A 14,465-nucleotide genomic window follows, 5' to 3' on the forward strand; every position below is an offset into this window, starting at 1 on the left:
TGTAACTAAGTGTAGTTTTTACGATACAATATTCTACATTACAGGGAAAACATGTAACTTCATGTAGTGTCCCTTTGCTCATCCTCATAGCATGAGATCGGGTCCTCGGTGTAGACGGAGTCGTTGACGACTATGCCGCCCCTGCTGAAGGCGTTCTGGATCCTGGTGAACTCGGACCTTATGTCCCTCAGGGACCTGCCCAGCCTCAATGCTATGGTCTCCGGGCTCATCCCTGTGAAGTGCAGGGCCAGTATTTCAGCCTGGCCCTCGTTCAGGCCAAGGCGATCCATGAAGTACGGGATGTTCTCCCTGTACGAATCCCTGCGGGACATCATATCCTCCGTCAGGGAATCCCAGAATCTGCCGTACCTCTCGTTGCCTGCGTGCCTGACGATGGTCGCGAACTCCAATCCCTTCTCGTCCAGGAGCTCGTCCATGTACCTGCATGATATCGGATAGGACCCTTCCCACAGGTACACGCACCCTATCCCGTCCTTGAAGAGATAGACCAGCCTCAGCCCGTCCTTCTCCCAGAGCACGATCAGCTTCTCCGATTCGTCGTCCGAGAACACCAGGCCGCATGCGGGGCATATCTTCTTGGCATCTGCGGAGGCGACCCACTCAGCGCCGCAGAATCCGCACCTGAACTCGCTGTGGTCCTCCCCCTTGCATATGGGGCAGAGGCTGTTCCTCTTGAACTGGATGAACATCCTGCCGCATCTGAAGCACTCCGACTTGGGCGGCAGCTCATCCCATTTCATCGACCTGCACGAGGGACATGTCTTCACCGCGTTCGGCTCCACGCCTTCCGTGAGTATCCATTTGTGGCCGCATCTGAAGCACTTCAGCTTGAACGTGTCCTTATCCCAGGACCTCGACCTGCACTTGGGACACTGCTCCGGATGCTCCATCTTGCTCTTCCAGACGTATCCGCACTTGCGGCATGTGAATCTCGGGATCTTCGGTTCGTCCCAGTTGCGGGACTTGCACCTGGGGCATTTGACAGGCTTCTCCGAGCCGCGCGACACCCAGCGGTGGCCGCACTGGTTGCAGGAGAACCCCCTGCTGACCCCGATGTCCGATACGGACGACCCGCATCCGGGACAGATGTCGCTGGAATGCTTCGGGGCCCATTCCGCGCCGCAGTTGAAGCACTTGTGCTCCTTTGACGGCACGTCGAAGCGCCGGGAACGGCAGGACGGGCACGAGACCGGGCGCTCGTCCGAGCGGGAGATCCACTGATGGCCGCATCTGAAGCAGCATACCTTCCTGCCCTTCCAAGAATCGGTCTCCCTCGCGAATTCGTTCGACATCGTTTACCATAATGCTTTAGTTGGATATAACATCCATATGTTATCGGTCACAGCGACCCTTCTATGTACCTCTTCGGCAGGACGTAGATCTCCCCGTCGGCATCGAGGCCGACCCTGGCCTCCACCTCGTACACGTCCTTGATGAGCTGCTCGGTTATGATCTCCTTGGGGTCCCCCACGGCCACGATCTCCCCCTGCTTCATTATCACGCACATGTCGCAGTATCTCGCCATCAGGGAGATGTCGTGCTCGGCGACCATGACCGTCATCTCCGAGCGGGCCATCTTCTGGAGGTACTCCATGACCTGCAGCTTGTACTTCATGTCCAGATGCGAGGTGGGCTCGTCGACGAGCATGAGCTTGGGCTCCTGGACGTACGCCTTGGCGATGAGCGCGCGCTGCCTCTCTCCCGACGAGCACAGCGCCACCTGCTTCCTCCTGAGATGGTCTATGCCGAAGGTCCTCAGGGCCTCCCTGGTGATCCTCTCGTCCTCGGGATTCTCCCACCATATCCTGTCGACGAACGGATACCTTCCGAGCATGACCATGTCCATGACGCTTATGCCGAAGGTCTGTCCGGCTTCCGCGGGGACGTTGGCGACCAGTTTGGCGACCTCCGCGGCCTTCATCGTGGAGACGTCCTTCCCGGCGACCTCGATGGTGCCCTCGGTCTGCGGGTGGATCCTGGAGATGCACTTCATCATCGTGGACTTGCCGCACCCATTGGGGCCTATGAGGCCTATGAGCAAGCCCTTGCCGAACTCCAGGTCAATCCCCTTGAGGGCCCTGAAGCCGTCGAAGTCCTTGACCAGACCCCTTATCCTGAGCACCGGGGGATCATCCGTCATAGTTGCGCCCCCTCTTCATGAGCATGTAGGCGAACACGGGCGTACCGATCATCGCCGTTATCGCACCCACAGGCAGCTCCGCCGGGGACATGACCGTCCTGGCTACCAGGTCGGCGAACAGCATGAGCATCGCGCCTATGACTATCGAGGCGGGCATGATCAGACGATGGTCGCTTCCCAGCGCCATACGGCAGGCATGCGGCACCACCAATCCTACGAATCCGATGATCCCGACGAATGCCACGCACAGCGACGTCAGCACGGACGCCACTATCATGGTCAGCCTCTTGAACCTCTTGACATTCAATCCCAGCTGGGCGGCCTGGTCCTCCCCCATGGAATAGAGGTTGAACTCCCTCGCCCACACCATCGCTATCACGGATATGCCGATGACAGGGATGAAGACTATCCAAGCGTTCTCCCATGTGATGTTCGCGAAGCTGCCGTAGAGCCACCACATGACGTCGGTCAGGTTGTCCTTGCCCATGGACATGAATATCGTCTGCACGGACGAGAATGCGAATCCCACTATGGTTCCGGCGAGGATGTAGTTGACCGATGACCCTCCGCTGCCTTCGGCGACGGTCATGGTGATGGCGAATGCTATGATGCCTCCGATGATGGCGACGACCGGGATGATGTACAGGGTGTTGTCCGCCAGGAAGGAGATGCTGAACCCCAGGGCGGTGGCAGCCATGGCCAGGCAGCCGGCACCGGATGACACTCCCGTGATGTACGGGTCGACCAGAGGGTTCCTGATGATGGCCTGGTACATGCAACCGGCAATCGCCAGGCCCGCGCCGACGGCGATGGACGCTATCGTCCTGGGAAGCCTTGCGTTGAATATGTACAGCTCGATCATGTCGAGGTTCCTGTCGCCTTCGACCGCCTTCCCGATGGAGGAGAACAGCGCCGCGATGGCGTCGCTCAGCGGTATGATACCGCCCGACGAGATCGAGATCGAAATCAGGAACGCCACCACCGACATGAACAGGCCGAACAGGACTATCAGCCTGAAACGCCTCTTCTTCAGTTCGATCTCCGATTCATCCGGATTCTCCAGATCGGATTTCATTCCCCTGTATCCCTTCTTAAGCTGAGAGAAAAGCCCATCCTTAGACATTCATCGTCCTCCTGTAAAGTATCGCGAACGATACCGTGGATAATGCGACCACTATCGCGGCCAGGTACCATGACCAATGCGCGAATCCGACCGTCTCGAGGGCCTGCACCCTCTCCTCGTCGGTACCCTCCCCCTCGATATCGGAGAGGCAGTATACGGCTCCGAAGTCGTTCCCCGTGTATATCTTGCCGTCGACCACCGTTGGCTGGACCATGGAGTACGAATCCTCCGAATAAGGCGAGAGCAGCACCCTCCAGATCTCGCTGCCGTCGCTGGAGTCCCACGCGGTCAGGGCGCCTCCGGTGGGCCAGAACGCTCCCGCGGAGTAATCCGTTCCGTAGAGGACCCCGTCGGCGTCCAATGTCAGAGCGCCTTTGATCATCTGATAGTCCTGCGATTTCCATACGACCTTCCCGTCCCAGTCGAACTTGTAGACCGCCGTGGTGGCCTCGACCTCTCCGCCGTCGGCGGTGGCGAAGCTCTGAGATCCTGCCGACAGGGGCGACACATAGGTGAAGAACCCGCTGTCCGTCACCACGGGCGACGTGAACAGCGCATCCAGCTTCCAATCCTTTCCGTCCGCCTGAAGCCTCTCACCGGTCCCCGGATCCAACGCCAGAAGGTATCCCTCCAGGGAGAACAGCGCCCCATCGGTGCATCCGATCAGCAGATGCGACCCGTCCGGGGAGACGGAGACGGATGCCGCCGAACCCGGAGTCCCGGGAGCGGCCCTGTTGTCGTCCCTCATGTCTATGACCCTCTTCACCCAGATCTCCCTGCCGGTGTCGGCGTCCAGCGCGTACACGTATCCCTCATAGCTTCCTGTGAACAGCATCCTCTTCCCATCGACCTTGGCGATGGTCGGGGCATGGAAGTAGAAGCAGCCTCTCGTCCCGATATAGTCGCCGGACTGGTCCCTCTCGCACGGAGGCGCGTACTCCCAGTCGACGGACATCTTGCCCTCGGGGGACAGCTTCAGGGACATCACCGTTCCCGAGGATGTCCCGAAGTATATCCTTCCGGAATCGTACACGGGGGTCGTGCCCCCGGTCTGGAAGACCCTTCCCTCCCAGATGACGTCGCCGTCATCGTCGGTGGGCGGGTTGATATCCACCGTCATCCTGTCCCTGATCTCCCCTGTGTACCTGTCGAAGCAGATCACATCCCCGCATGTGAAGGTCACCACCAGATAATCTCCCACTATCACAGGGGTGGTGACCTCGTATCCGGCGCCTTTGATGCCGTGATACTTCCACACGATCCCTCCTGTGAACCTGTCCAGTGCGTACACCCAGGCATCCTCGTCCCCTCCGGTCGCCCCATAGGCCCCTCCCGTCGTGTGGTAGAGCATGTCCCCTGCGACAACGAGTCCGGAGTCGACGTATCCCGTGGTGTACGTGTTGTACCATTCCACGGGCATCTTCGGTTCCTTCTGTCCGTGGGACACGGAGACGTTGGATGCCGATGAGGATCCGCTCAGCGTCGTCCATGACGTCGGGTGTTCCGGGGTGGACACCGGTGCGAAGCCGTCCGGGTAGAATCCGAAAGCTACCGTACCCGAACACGGTGCGTTCAAGTCCGTTCCCCTGTCCGTCCATCCGTCCTCCCATTGGAAGAGATGCCATCCGCAGTCCGATGCGGATCTCGTCCTGATCTCGTTTATGACTCCGGTATCCTCCACGGAGCTTTCCAGGACGCTCCCGAAGGTCGCGCCTCCGCCGTTCGCGTACCATTGGTAGCTGCCGTTCCCGAAATCCACGAGGACCTGGTCCTGCTGATCGGCATCGATCGATGCCACCGAGAACACCGACAGGACCAATACGGCGATCGCCAGCAAAGGTGCGTAGCGTCTCATGCCATCCCCCTCTGATATGTAAGGTAATCCCTGTAATCGTCCCCCAGGTACTTCGGTATCGTATCCAGCGGGTCCCTGAACTCGAACTGGTCCGGATGCAGCGCCTTGCCCAGGAGCTCGGCCGCCTGGCAGAGCCTCGGCCCCGGTCTGGACAGCAGGTCCGCCGCCTGCCCTGTGAACAGGTATATGTTCCCGTTCCTGTAGGCCGGGGTCTCCCTCCATACGGGATCTATCCTCTCCAGGAACTCCTCGTACTCCTCCTCGGAGGTTATCTCGCTGCCGTGGAGGATTATCATGACCTGGGGCTGCTTGGCATGGATCTGCTCCTTGGAGACCATGAACCATGAAGATGACTGCGAATCGAACACGTTGCTGCCCGAGACCTTCGCGATCGTGTCGGAAGCGAACGTGTTGCTGCCTGATGTCCACGGGGACGGGTCCGCCGACAGGGCGATGAAAGTCCTCACCGCCGCCTGATAGCCTATGACGCCCGAGACCGCGTCGATGGTCCCCCTGAATGTCTGGATGACGCTGTTGGCGTTCTCGCTCAATCCCATCGCAGAAGCCACCAGCCAGATGTTGTCGTACAGCACCTCTATGTTGGTGACGTCGTAAGTCACGACGCAGTCTATCCCCGACTTCCTCAGCTTGTCTGCCATCGCCACGTGCTCACCCGTGCCGCCTTCGCAGAATACCACGTCGGGACCGAGCTTCACGATCCATTCGTAATTCGGATCGGAATACCCGCCGACGTTCCTGATCTTCCCTTCGGCCTTGTTCTCTACGACCCCCTCCGGATAGTTGCTGTAGAGGTCGGTTCCCACGATGTAATCCAATCCCCCGATGGAGCATATGGTCTCCGTGACCGAGGGCGCCAGCGATACGACCTTGAGCTTCTCGCCGGTCTTCAGGGAGTATCCGGAGTCAGCGTAGCTGTAGTATGTGAACCCGGACTGGTCGGTACCCGGTATGACGTCGTCCGGACCGGACGCCCTAGCCCATGCCGCTATGTCCCCCGGACCGAGGATGACGGCCGAGGGGTCGTCGCACGGGATCCACTGGCCTTCGGACAGCATGTACATCCCCCATTTCTTCCCCTGGAGGTTTGACTGCTCGTTTATCGAATGCACTATGGTGTGCCTGTCATCCTGGTAGACCAGCGGGTAGCCCTTCAGACCGCACGCCGTCTCCAGCGCCTCGTATCCGTCCATGCCGTCCCCGAAATCCAGGTTCACCCAGACCGTATCCCAGTACCCGAAGTCGATGACCACTCCGCTCCTGCCCTCGGTCTCCGCATGGGTGAGGCCCATGGCCGGGGTCAGGACGATCACCGCGACAGCGACGACAGCGGTTATGGCCAGCTTCTTACCGGTGGAGTTCATCTCATAGACCTTCGGGTATGGTCGACGGCGTAGGCATGACCATCTCGACTCCGTCGTCCGCCTGCTTCTCAGATGTGGTCTGCAGGACCAGGGCGAAGTAATGGTACCTGCCCATGTCGTACTTGCCCAATGTGAGGTTGTTGTACGTCCACTGCCTGGTGTCGTCCAAAGACTTGGCGTTGGGGTTGTAGGAGAACTGCGACCAGTACGTCCAGTCCCCGTTCTTGAGCTGCGTGTCCGCCCATCCGAAGAATCCGGTGAACCATCCGAACATGTCCTTGCTCATGAGATGGCTGTGGACCGACTGCCCATCCAACCTGTAATCGAGCACTCCCTTGTCCTCCACCACCTCGACCTCCGCGTCGGGGAACAGCGTGTCCCTCACCGCGTTGACCAAGGCCTCGTTCACGTTCGTACCGGAGCCTTTGATCCAGAACCCTTCCTCTATGTCCGCCGTGCTGAGACCTGCCTTCTCGAACCATCCCATCATGATGTCGAACCTCTCAGACGTCGTCAGCCTCTTCCCTTCCGACTTGTCGTCGGGCTTGGAGTTGGGGTCCTTGGCGACCTTCTCGATCTCCGAGAGGTCGGGGACCTGTATGAAGAAGTACGCCTCGCTGCTTATGCTGAACGCGGGCTGGACGTATCCGGTCCTTCCGTTCTCGACCACCTTCTCTGCATACTCCAGGACCAGCGTGGAACCGTCCCTCAGGTCGGCATCCTTGGCAGGAACCCAGCCCTTCAGGCTCTGCCATCTGAACACGATCCAGGACCTGTCGTCCGAGTTCTCCTTGCCCTTGTAGCTCTGGACGTTGCCGTTGCTCTTCAGCACTATGCTGTCCCCCAAGGTGCTCTGCAGCACCTCCTTGACGCTGGACCCCTCTGCGGAGTACTCCCTGTACGTCCCATCTCCCTGGGAGACCTCCAGGCTTATGCTGTACGTCCCATCGTCGACATCACTGCTGCCGCCGGACATCATGACGAAAACGGCTCCCGCCCCTGCGGCCGCGATGACCGCTATCAGTATGATAACCAATGTGTTCTTGTTCATCCTATCACCACGACCCTTCGCTCATCACGCCCTTCTGGACGCCGAAGGTCATCTGCACTCCGCCCGAGAATGTGTTGCCGTAGGCCTCGAACGTCAGATATCCGTCCTTGACCTTGCCGGTGGTCTCGATCACCTTGTCCAGGTAGTAGAACACCTTGACCTCCTTCCCATCGTAGCCCTGGTTCGCCTTCACCTTCACGGTGAGCGGCAGCTCCTTGCTTACCCCGTCCCCCTTCAGGGTGACCAGGATGCAGTTGGAGTCGCTACCCGTCCTGTCCTTGCACTCGGAATTGATCGCCTTGTAGGTGCTTCCGTTGGTGTTAGAGGCGTTGGCGGACAATGTGGAGGATGCAGGGAACTTGCCGGTCACCGACAGCCCCTTGCCGTTGTCCACGGTGGCCGAGGCGTTCTCGGACCATTTCGCCTTCAGTGTTATCCCCTGCTCGAACTTGTAAACGGTCGCCGAGGTGTATTCCTTCCCGTCGTAGAACCATCCCATGAAGGTATGGCCGGCCTTCACCGATACCGGCAGGTCGCCGAGGGGCCTGTCATAAACCCCGTAGTAGACCTCGGACACGAAGGAGCCTCCGTCCGGATCGAAGTCCAGATAGCTCACCTTTAGCCATCTGGCCGTGAGTGATGCGTCCTTCGAGACCTTGGTCTTGTTTGGAATGTACTGGGTGGAACCGTCGAACCATCCTCCGAACTGATATCCCTCCTTGGAGGGATCGTGGATGTACGGCATCAGATCCCCTTTGGCCAGGGTAATGATGCTGGATCCGCCCCCGTTCTGGGGATCCATGGTGATCTTCACTGCGTCAGCGTACACCGGCGTCAGGACCGTGTCCTTCGCGACAGGCGTGCTGAACGACGTCCAGTCAGCAGAACCTTCCTTCCATCCCGTGAGCACCTTGCCCGCGGGCACGGCCACATCGGGGAGGTCGACGATGGCTCCCTTCGGGACCTTCATCACCAGATCGCCCGAGACGGTTCTCAGCGTCAGGGTGACGCACAACCTGTCCAGGTCCTGGTAGTTGGAGACCTTCGCCCTATCCTGGTCGGTAAGGCCGGAGTATCTTGCGACGATCCTCTGGTAATCCCTGTAGTTGACGTTGCCGTCATCGTACATGTCCAGGAACCTGTCTATCGATGAGGATACGTCATCCGGTCCGTACCTGTTCTCCTTGCCGAAGCAGAACAGGGTGGTGTCGTTCCTCAGGAGAACGTATCCGTCCTCCGATATCACGAAGCTCTGGTAGCAGAACTGTGCCGGATCGGGCCTGAGCTTGAACTCTATCGACGTGCCCCTGTCCTTGCTGTCCTTGATGACGAAGATGTCCGCATAGCCGTTGATGCTGTCAGCCGCCTCCCCCTCGTTGACATGGCCGTACTCCATCACGTAGATGTACACGGCATAGCCGTTGTCCTTCGTGGAATAGGCGGTGGAGATCGCCATGGTGCCCTTGGTGCAGACATCCTTCAGGTAGCCGCGGGCCTTCATGTCCCCGTCCTTGCCGATATCGATTATCCAAAGGGGCTCGTTGCTTCCCAGGGTCTTCCCTCCGCCTCCGATATATATTGTGTCGTTCCATATCACCGGGATGGACTGGGTGCCTCCCCATACCGCCCCCTTGTAATTCTTCTGCCAGAAGCTGTCCTCGGACTCCCAGTACCTCTCGGAGGACCTGTCGAACCCTTCGGGGGTGACCTTGTACGAGCGAATCGCCAGCTTCTCGGACGTGAACTCGTTGGGCTCCCAGTCGTTGCGGTCGGCGACCCTGTTGAGCGGGATGTACACCCTTCCCTCGTAGGCGGTGGCGCCCGACGAGGAGTACTCCCTGTCGAAGTGGATGGAATCGATCACCCTTCCGGTGTCCGCATCCATGAAGAACGCCGTGGCGCCCATGTCGTTGAATCCCCTCTTGACTAGCACTATGTAGTCGTCAAAGAAGGCGGGGGTGGCGTTGTACCATCCGTCGCACTCCATCAGCCACAGTGGCTCGACCTCCTCGTCCGCCCTCGTCCTGTCCTTGTCTTCGGTGGAGAAGCACGCGTAATCCCCGTCGTATGTTCCGAAGAACACCTTGCCGTCGTAGTAGGTGACCGTTCCCTGCGTCTCCCCTCCATCGACCGGGACGGATACGAAGAGCTGCTGCATGGTCTCCGCATCGAAAGCGTAGAGAATGGAGCAGTAGCCTGTAGACGTGACCGCGAACACCTTGCCGTCGCCGTAGGTTATGGCCATGTTGTACACGGTCTTCGAGGGACAGCTCGCTTTGGCGATGGTTTTCCCCGTGGCGATGTCCACGCAATAGAACGCGGATTCCTGTCCTTTGTAGTAATAGGCCTTGTCTCCCACGCACAGCGGCGAGCTGGGCGTCTTCCAATTGGATGCGGAGGCGTCTATCTCCGAGAATACCTTCCAGAGCATCTTCATGTCGCTCTGATTCAGGGGCGTCTTGGAATCGGTGATGCCGAAGCTCCCGACATCCCCTCCGACGTAAGACCACTGAGACGGGAGTGTCGGCTTTATCTCCCTGGGCTCAAGAATCTCGCCGCTGTACGGCTCCTCCGGATTCGATGGCGACGGCTTTGGATCCTCATCGTCGATTACCTCGTTCCCGCTTCCGCCGCTCATCATGAAATACACTCCGGCACCTGCGACGGCGATCGCGGCTATCAGCACCACTACTATGACTGAAGCCTTCATAGCGGTTCCCTCTCTGTACACATGGAGATTGTATTGTTATCCATAGGATTTATTGAGGAGTGCAGATTATCACGCATATAGCATCCAATGCACACTTTTGTACGTATTTCCCTTTCAGCCGTATGGATGAGAGTGAGGGCGTTACAACTCCATATGACGCCCGCTTACGTAGCCGATTGCACGTCATCTACGATCCATAAATCAACAAACATCAACGGTTCGAAAACCTCATGTATACCGACAAAACTGCAGTCCTGACGAATCGTTTTTGTCAAGTAAATGGATATAGAAAAGGCTTCTTCTTTATCACCGGATAGCTACCAGCGGGTCAAGTAATCAATCATCAAACCCATTGACATAGGCGAAATACATTCTGGGGATAACACCAGACCGTCTTCGAATATGATAGTTTCTAACTCCTTAGGATTGATAAGACCACCGCGTGGCTCGGGATCTGTTTAATTCTACTAAGGACATTGGTCATTATTTCGTGGAGAACATGCAAGAATAATAATCTATCAAATTAACCTATCAGCCTTTTTCCAAATTAACGAATAATAAATTTGAGACTTGGAATGAAATCGAGTAATGTTCATCGCCTAGTCGCGATTGAATTTATGTCCTGTTTCATTTTTCACTGAAACGGATAACAAATGGTGGGGTTTACACAGTGAATAATCTTCGGGGTACCTTCACCCCTGCACTCATCGCGAGGGGCAATATTGTGTCCTGCGGTTCATCTTTCTCTTCTTGAACGATTCTCTTCTGTTCACCGCAGTCCGCATAATCCCCTCGCTCTCAGCTCCGTTCCGGGGTTCAGGTAACCCCTAAGAAAAAAAGGAGTTGAAGAAGATGGTAACATCGGAAGAACTGAATATGACCTTCCAGAAGGTCGGAAACGATTTCGGAATTGAAACAAAAGCAGAGTTCGCGGCATTCCGCGACCTCAAAATCAAATGGATGAGGACCTACAAGTGGGCTGAGTTCACCGTGAGCGATTTCCTCAGAGAGGCTCCGCTGGAGGTCATTGAGGACATCGCAGTGACGATCTTTTCGAAGATCAAAGGGATCGAGCACGAATACTCCGAAGAGACGGTGGAATGGCTGACCTCGGACGAGTTCGTCGAGATCAATCAGCCTGTGTACATCGCAAGGGATATGAGGATCGGCTCGGATGAAGGAGAGCACAAGAGCATCGAGGATTCACTGAACAGGCTGAAGGACAGGAAGCTTATCTCGGAGGATCTGGGAAAGATCAGATTATTCTGGTCGAAGAGGACATCGAATGAACAGAGTGCCTGGTCATCGATGCTGATGAAGGTCATCACAGTCAATGCGGGATTGGATTCGGAGGATACTCCGGATAACGTCCTGGATTTCGTCATCCTCCGTCAGATCGCCCATGTGGACAGCGACTTCAGAAAGAACAACGAGGATAGGAAGCAGGCAGTTCTGGAAACTGTCCAAATCTATCCGGGATTCGACAGCATCCAAGAGTGGCTTGAAGAACACGGATTCTCTGAATGATAAACTGGGGCATAAGCCCCTAATTTAAACAGAAATGCCACAATTATAGAGGAAGATAACAGCCGATACGGTTCCCACAATTGATGCAATTAAAGGCAAAGGTTCCTTTGTTAATAGGAATACAATAAGATCGATGATAGTTAGTATAGAAGATATTCCCATCAGAATTGTTGAAATTAATCCATCCGATACAAATTGGAACGCAAATGCAAAAAGAATAAAGATGAAACTTGCCCAGAATGATTTTTCAACATCTATTTTGAAATCCTCTATTGTATCAGTTAAGTTAGTCATAGTTGGGTCAATTAAACCAGTTTTATTAACATTATCAGCATGGTACCTCCCTTCCCTTATGTACTAATTAGTTCAATTTTTATGTACCATCTTTCAGCATGGTACATATATGGCAGGATACAGCGTTCAGTCTTTGCTCAGATCCATCCATGAGTATGCGACCTTCAGTATCCTGATGAGGTTGCGATCCTCTAGGATCACATAGAACATGATGAAGTTCTTACGGAATTGGAACTGTCTTTTAGGATAACCGTCGATCCTTGCGGAATTGGGTCTGACCATGTGGGAATACGGATTGTCCCTGATATTTTCCATGGATGCTTCCACATCGTCCAGGAACGACAGGGCCGCTGATACGTTCCCGAGTTCGATAGCGATGTACCTGGCGATGGAATCCACCTGCTGCTTTGCGTCAGGGGATAGTTCAATGGAAAATTGGGTCATCCCTGAGCTCCTTCAGGAATTCGAAAGCATCCACGTTGCCTCCTTCCTCCTCGGAACGTCTGAACGCTTCCGCCAGCTCGATGTCCAAAAGGATCTCCTTTATCCTGTCGTAGGTCTCTATATTCATCAGTACTCTTGAACCGAAGCCGTTCTTGGTGATCAACACAGGCTCTTTTTCCGACATCTCGAGGATCTTGGAGGTGTTCCTGAGTTCTGTGATTGGGACTATGGCAGTCATGATCACTTATATATCGTTTGAATATTTAGACATAATTATGTCATTATGGTGTATAAAATGAGTTGAATCTGGAATCTGTTGCATACATCGGGAAAGGCCGGTCGGCGGGCGCCGGTCCACGGCCCGACGCGCCACGCCGCCACGGCCCCTGTCGCCCGCACCCTCCGCTTCCTGAGGGTCACTCCGGGTGCGCGACGTACGCTCACGCGTCCGTCGGGCGACATAAGATGTTTGCAAACCGTTTGGAAAGGGTTTGTCGGAGAAGCCTCCGAGGGCCGTGGAATGTCAGGCTATCTTCCTTGCAGCGGCATGGCGCTGATACTCCGCCATCGGATCCTTGGGCCTGGAGGATGCTATGTTATCCATGACCTCCCTGTCGGATACTATCATGGCCACATCCGGCGTCAGATCCCCCATCGTGGATCCATCGAGGCGGAGACTGTCCTTCAGGTCCGGAAGGACCTCCTTCACGTAAGGGGCATCGCGTGCGAATGCCCTGACCTTGTTCTCGAAGATGTGAGATGCAGCTTCGCCGCATTGGTCGCATATGCCCGAGTAGACGTTCAGTGTACCTCCGCATTGCGTGCAGGTCCTAGTGACCCTGTAGGATTCCCTGTCGACGGTCTTGATCATGTTGTTCGCCAACACTCCGAAGTAATTGTCACTGATCTGCGAGAACTGCGGTTCCATGGCATATCCCAACCAGTCGAAGTTACCTATCTCCCCTACCATCCTGCCCTTGCCGAGTACCTCGTTGGCCTGATCCTCCTCGGTGTACCTGAACATCCTCTTCTTCGATCCATTCTGTCCAGTATCGTCGTTGGAGTTCAGGCCAGGGAGATAGTAGTTCAGGATCTTCGAAGTGTAATCGTCACTCGTGGGATTCCTCTCGTACAGCCCGATGCCTTCGTGTGTGGTAAGATAGGCGAAGGTGAGCCGTATGGATTGCAGCTCATCCTTGGAATGCACCTTCTTGATCACCCATCCGGGATGGGTATCCAGGAACGCCTTCGTGTCCAGGAATCCTATGAGCACTCCATGGAAATGGGGGCCGTTCTCCCAGGTACAGTCCTTCATCCTCCAGGGATGGAAGACGAGTCTACCTCCCAGACATCCCACTTTGCAGAGATCCTGCTGGAGCCTCCTCCTGAACCTGTTGAACCACACATGAGATTGCATGATCCATCTCATTTGGTCCTGGGGAGGGGAGATTATCCAATGCCCCACGTTCCCGGATTCGATGCCCTGCTTCTCGCACAGCAGACGGTATTCCACGTATCTCATCTCGATGCGTGTTCCCGTTCTAAGACAGGAATCGTTCAGGCATACGGGGCATTTAGGAGACCAGCAATGGTTGTTCTTCCCTCTGAGATAATGGAATCTGGAGTTTGAGCAGGAGACGAAGAGACGGCCCTTCTCTCCCGTGGATCCCTTGATCCTCACCGGACCGCAGCGTAGCCTTTTGGGACGCTGGAGGTCGTGACCGGGAGCCACCCATGTCAGCGGTTCGGGGATATCGCAGATGGGGACATCATCCGGATTGTAGTATGCATCCTCGAACGGGAACATCTTCACATACTGTATGACGGGATGCTCGTTCCTCTCTGCGATCCTCAGCTCCAGCTCGGCCGAATCCATCTCCTCGGTGTATCCCAGATCCAACAGTTCCTGGAGATCCAT

11 protein-coding genes are annotated in these 14,465 nt (G+C 56.2%); 1 reads left to right on the forward strand and 10 read right to left on the reverse strand.

What is annotated here, in order from left to right; translation table 11 throughout:
- Positions 1-59: 59 nt before the first annotated feature.
- Genes PED39_02010 through PED39_02040 form a run of 7 tightly spaced genes read right to left on the reverse strand, consistent with a single transcriptional unit; the run spans position 60 to position 10,282 of the window.
- Positions 60-1,313, reverse strand: a complete 1,254-nt coding sequence (locus PED39_02010) for a hypothetical protein (GenBank protein WII07992.1) — start codon at positions 1,311-1,313, stop codon at positions 60-62.
- 47 nt (positions 1,314-1,360) lie between these two features.
- Positions 1,361-2,161 (reverse strand): ABC transporter ATP-binding protein, encoded by an 801-nt coding sequence (locus PED39_02015; GenBank protein ID WII07993.1) that lies wholly within the window; start codon positions 2,159-2,161, stop codon positions 1,361-1,363.
- Positions 2,151-3,284, reverse strand: a complete 1,134-nt coding sequence (locus PED39_02020; protein WII07994.1) for an iron ABC transporter permease — start codon at positions 3,282-3,284, stop codon at positions 2,151-2,153. Before PED39_02020 ends, PED39_02015 begins: the two co-directional genes overlap by 11 nt.
- Positions 3,277-5,139, reverse strand: a complete 1,863-nt coding sequence (locus tag PED39_02025; GenBank protein ID WII07995.1) for a PQQ-binding-like beta-propeller repeat protein — start codon at positions 5,137-5,139, stop codon at positions 3,277-3,279. Before PED39_02025 ends, PED39_02020 begins: the two co-directional genes overlap by 8 nt.
- A complete protein-coding gene (locus PED39_02030) occupies positions 5,136-6,521 on the reverse strand; it encodes a helical backbone metal receptor (GenBank protein WII07996.1) in 1,386 nt (461 codons plus the stop codon). The genes PED39_02025 and PED39_02030 overlap by 4 nt, the downstream gene beginning before the upstream one ends.
- Before the next feature lies 1 nt (position 6,522).
- Positions 6,523-7,572, reverse strand: coding sequence for a hypothetical protein (locus PED39_02035; protein ID WII07997.1), 1,050 nt, complete (start codon positions 7,570-7,572; stop codon positions 6,523-6,525).
- Positions 7,573-7,576: 4 nt separating this feature from the next.
- Positions 7,577-10,282: an InlB B-repeat-containing protein gene (locus PED39_02040; GenBank protein WII07998.1), complete on the reverse strand. Its 2,706-nt coding sequence runs from the start codon at positions 10,280-10,282 to the stop codon at positions 7,577-7,579.
- An 852-nt stretch (positions 10,283-11,134) separates the two neighbouring features.
- Here PED39_02040 and PED39_02045 point away from each other — a divergent pair.
- Positions 11,135-11,809 (forward strand): hypothetical protein, encoded by a 675-nt coding sequence (locus PED39_02045; GenBank protein ID WII07999.1) that lies wholly within the window; start codon positions 11,135-11,137, stop codon positions 11,807-11,809.
- A gap of 420 nt (positions 11,810-12,229) precedes the next feature.
- Here the strand turns inward: PED39_02045 and PED39_02050 are convergent, their stop codons facing one another.
- The 3 genes from PED39_02050 to PED39_02060 form a co-directional block, all read right to left on the reverse strand.
- The gene (locus tag PED39_02050) at positions 12,230-12,547 is read right to left on the reverse strand and encodes a type II toxin-antitoxin system RelE/ParE family toxin (protein ID WII08000.1); all 318 of its coding nucleotides are present in this window, start codon (positions 12,545-12,547) and stop codon (positions 12,230-12,232) included.
- Positions 12,528-12,785 carry a type II toxin-antitoxin system Phd/YefM family antitoxin gene (locus PED39_02055; protein WII08001.1) on the reverse strand — a complete coding sequence of 86 codons (258 nt, stop codon included), beginning with the start codon at positions 12,783-12,785 and terminating at the stop codon, positions 12,528-12,530. The genes PED39_02050 and PED39_02055 overlap by 20 nt, the downstream gene beginning before the upstream one ends.
- A gap of 285 nt (positions 12,786-13,070) precedes the next feature.
- A complete protein-coding gene (locus tag PED39_02060; GenBank protein ID WII08002.1) occupies positions 13,071-14,465 on the reverse strand; it encodes a hypothetical protein in 1,395 nt (464 codons plus the stop codon).

It is taken from the genome of Methanomassiliicoccales archaeon LGM-RCC1 (assembly GCA_030168575.1).
In the GTDB taxonomy this organism is placed as follows: domain Archaea; phylum Thermoplasmatota; class Thermoplasmata; order Methanomassiliicoccales; family Methanomethylophilaceae; genus Methanoprimaticola.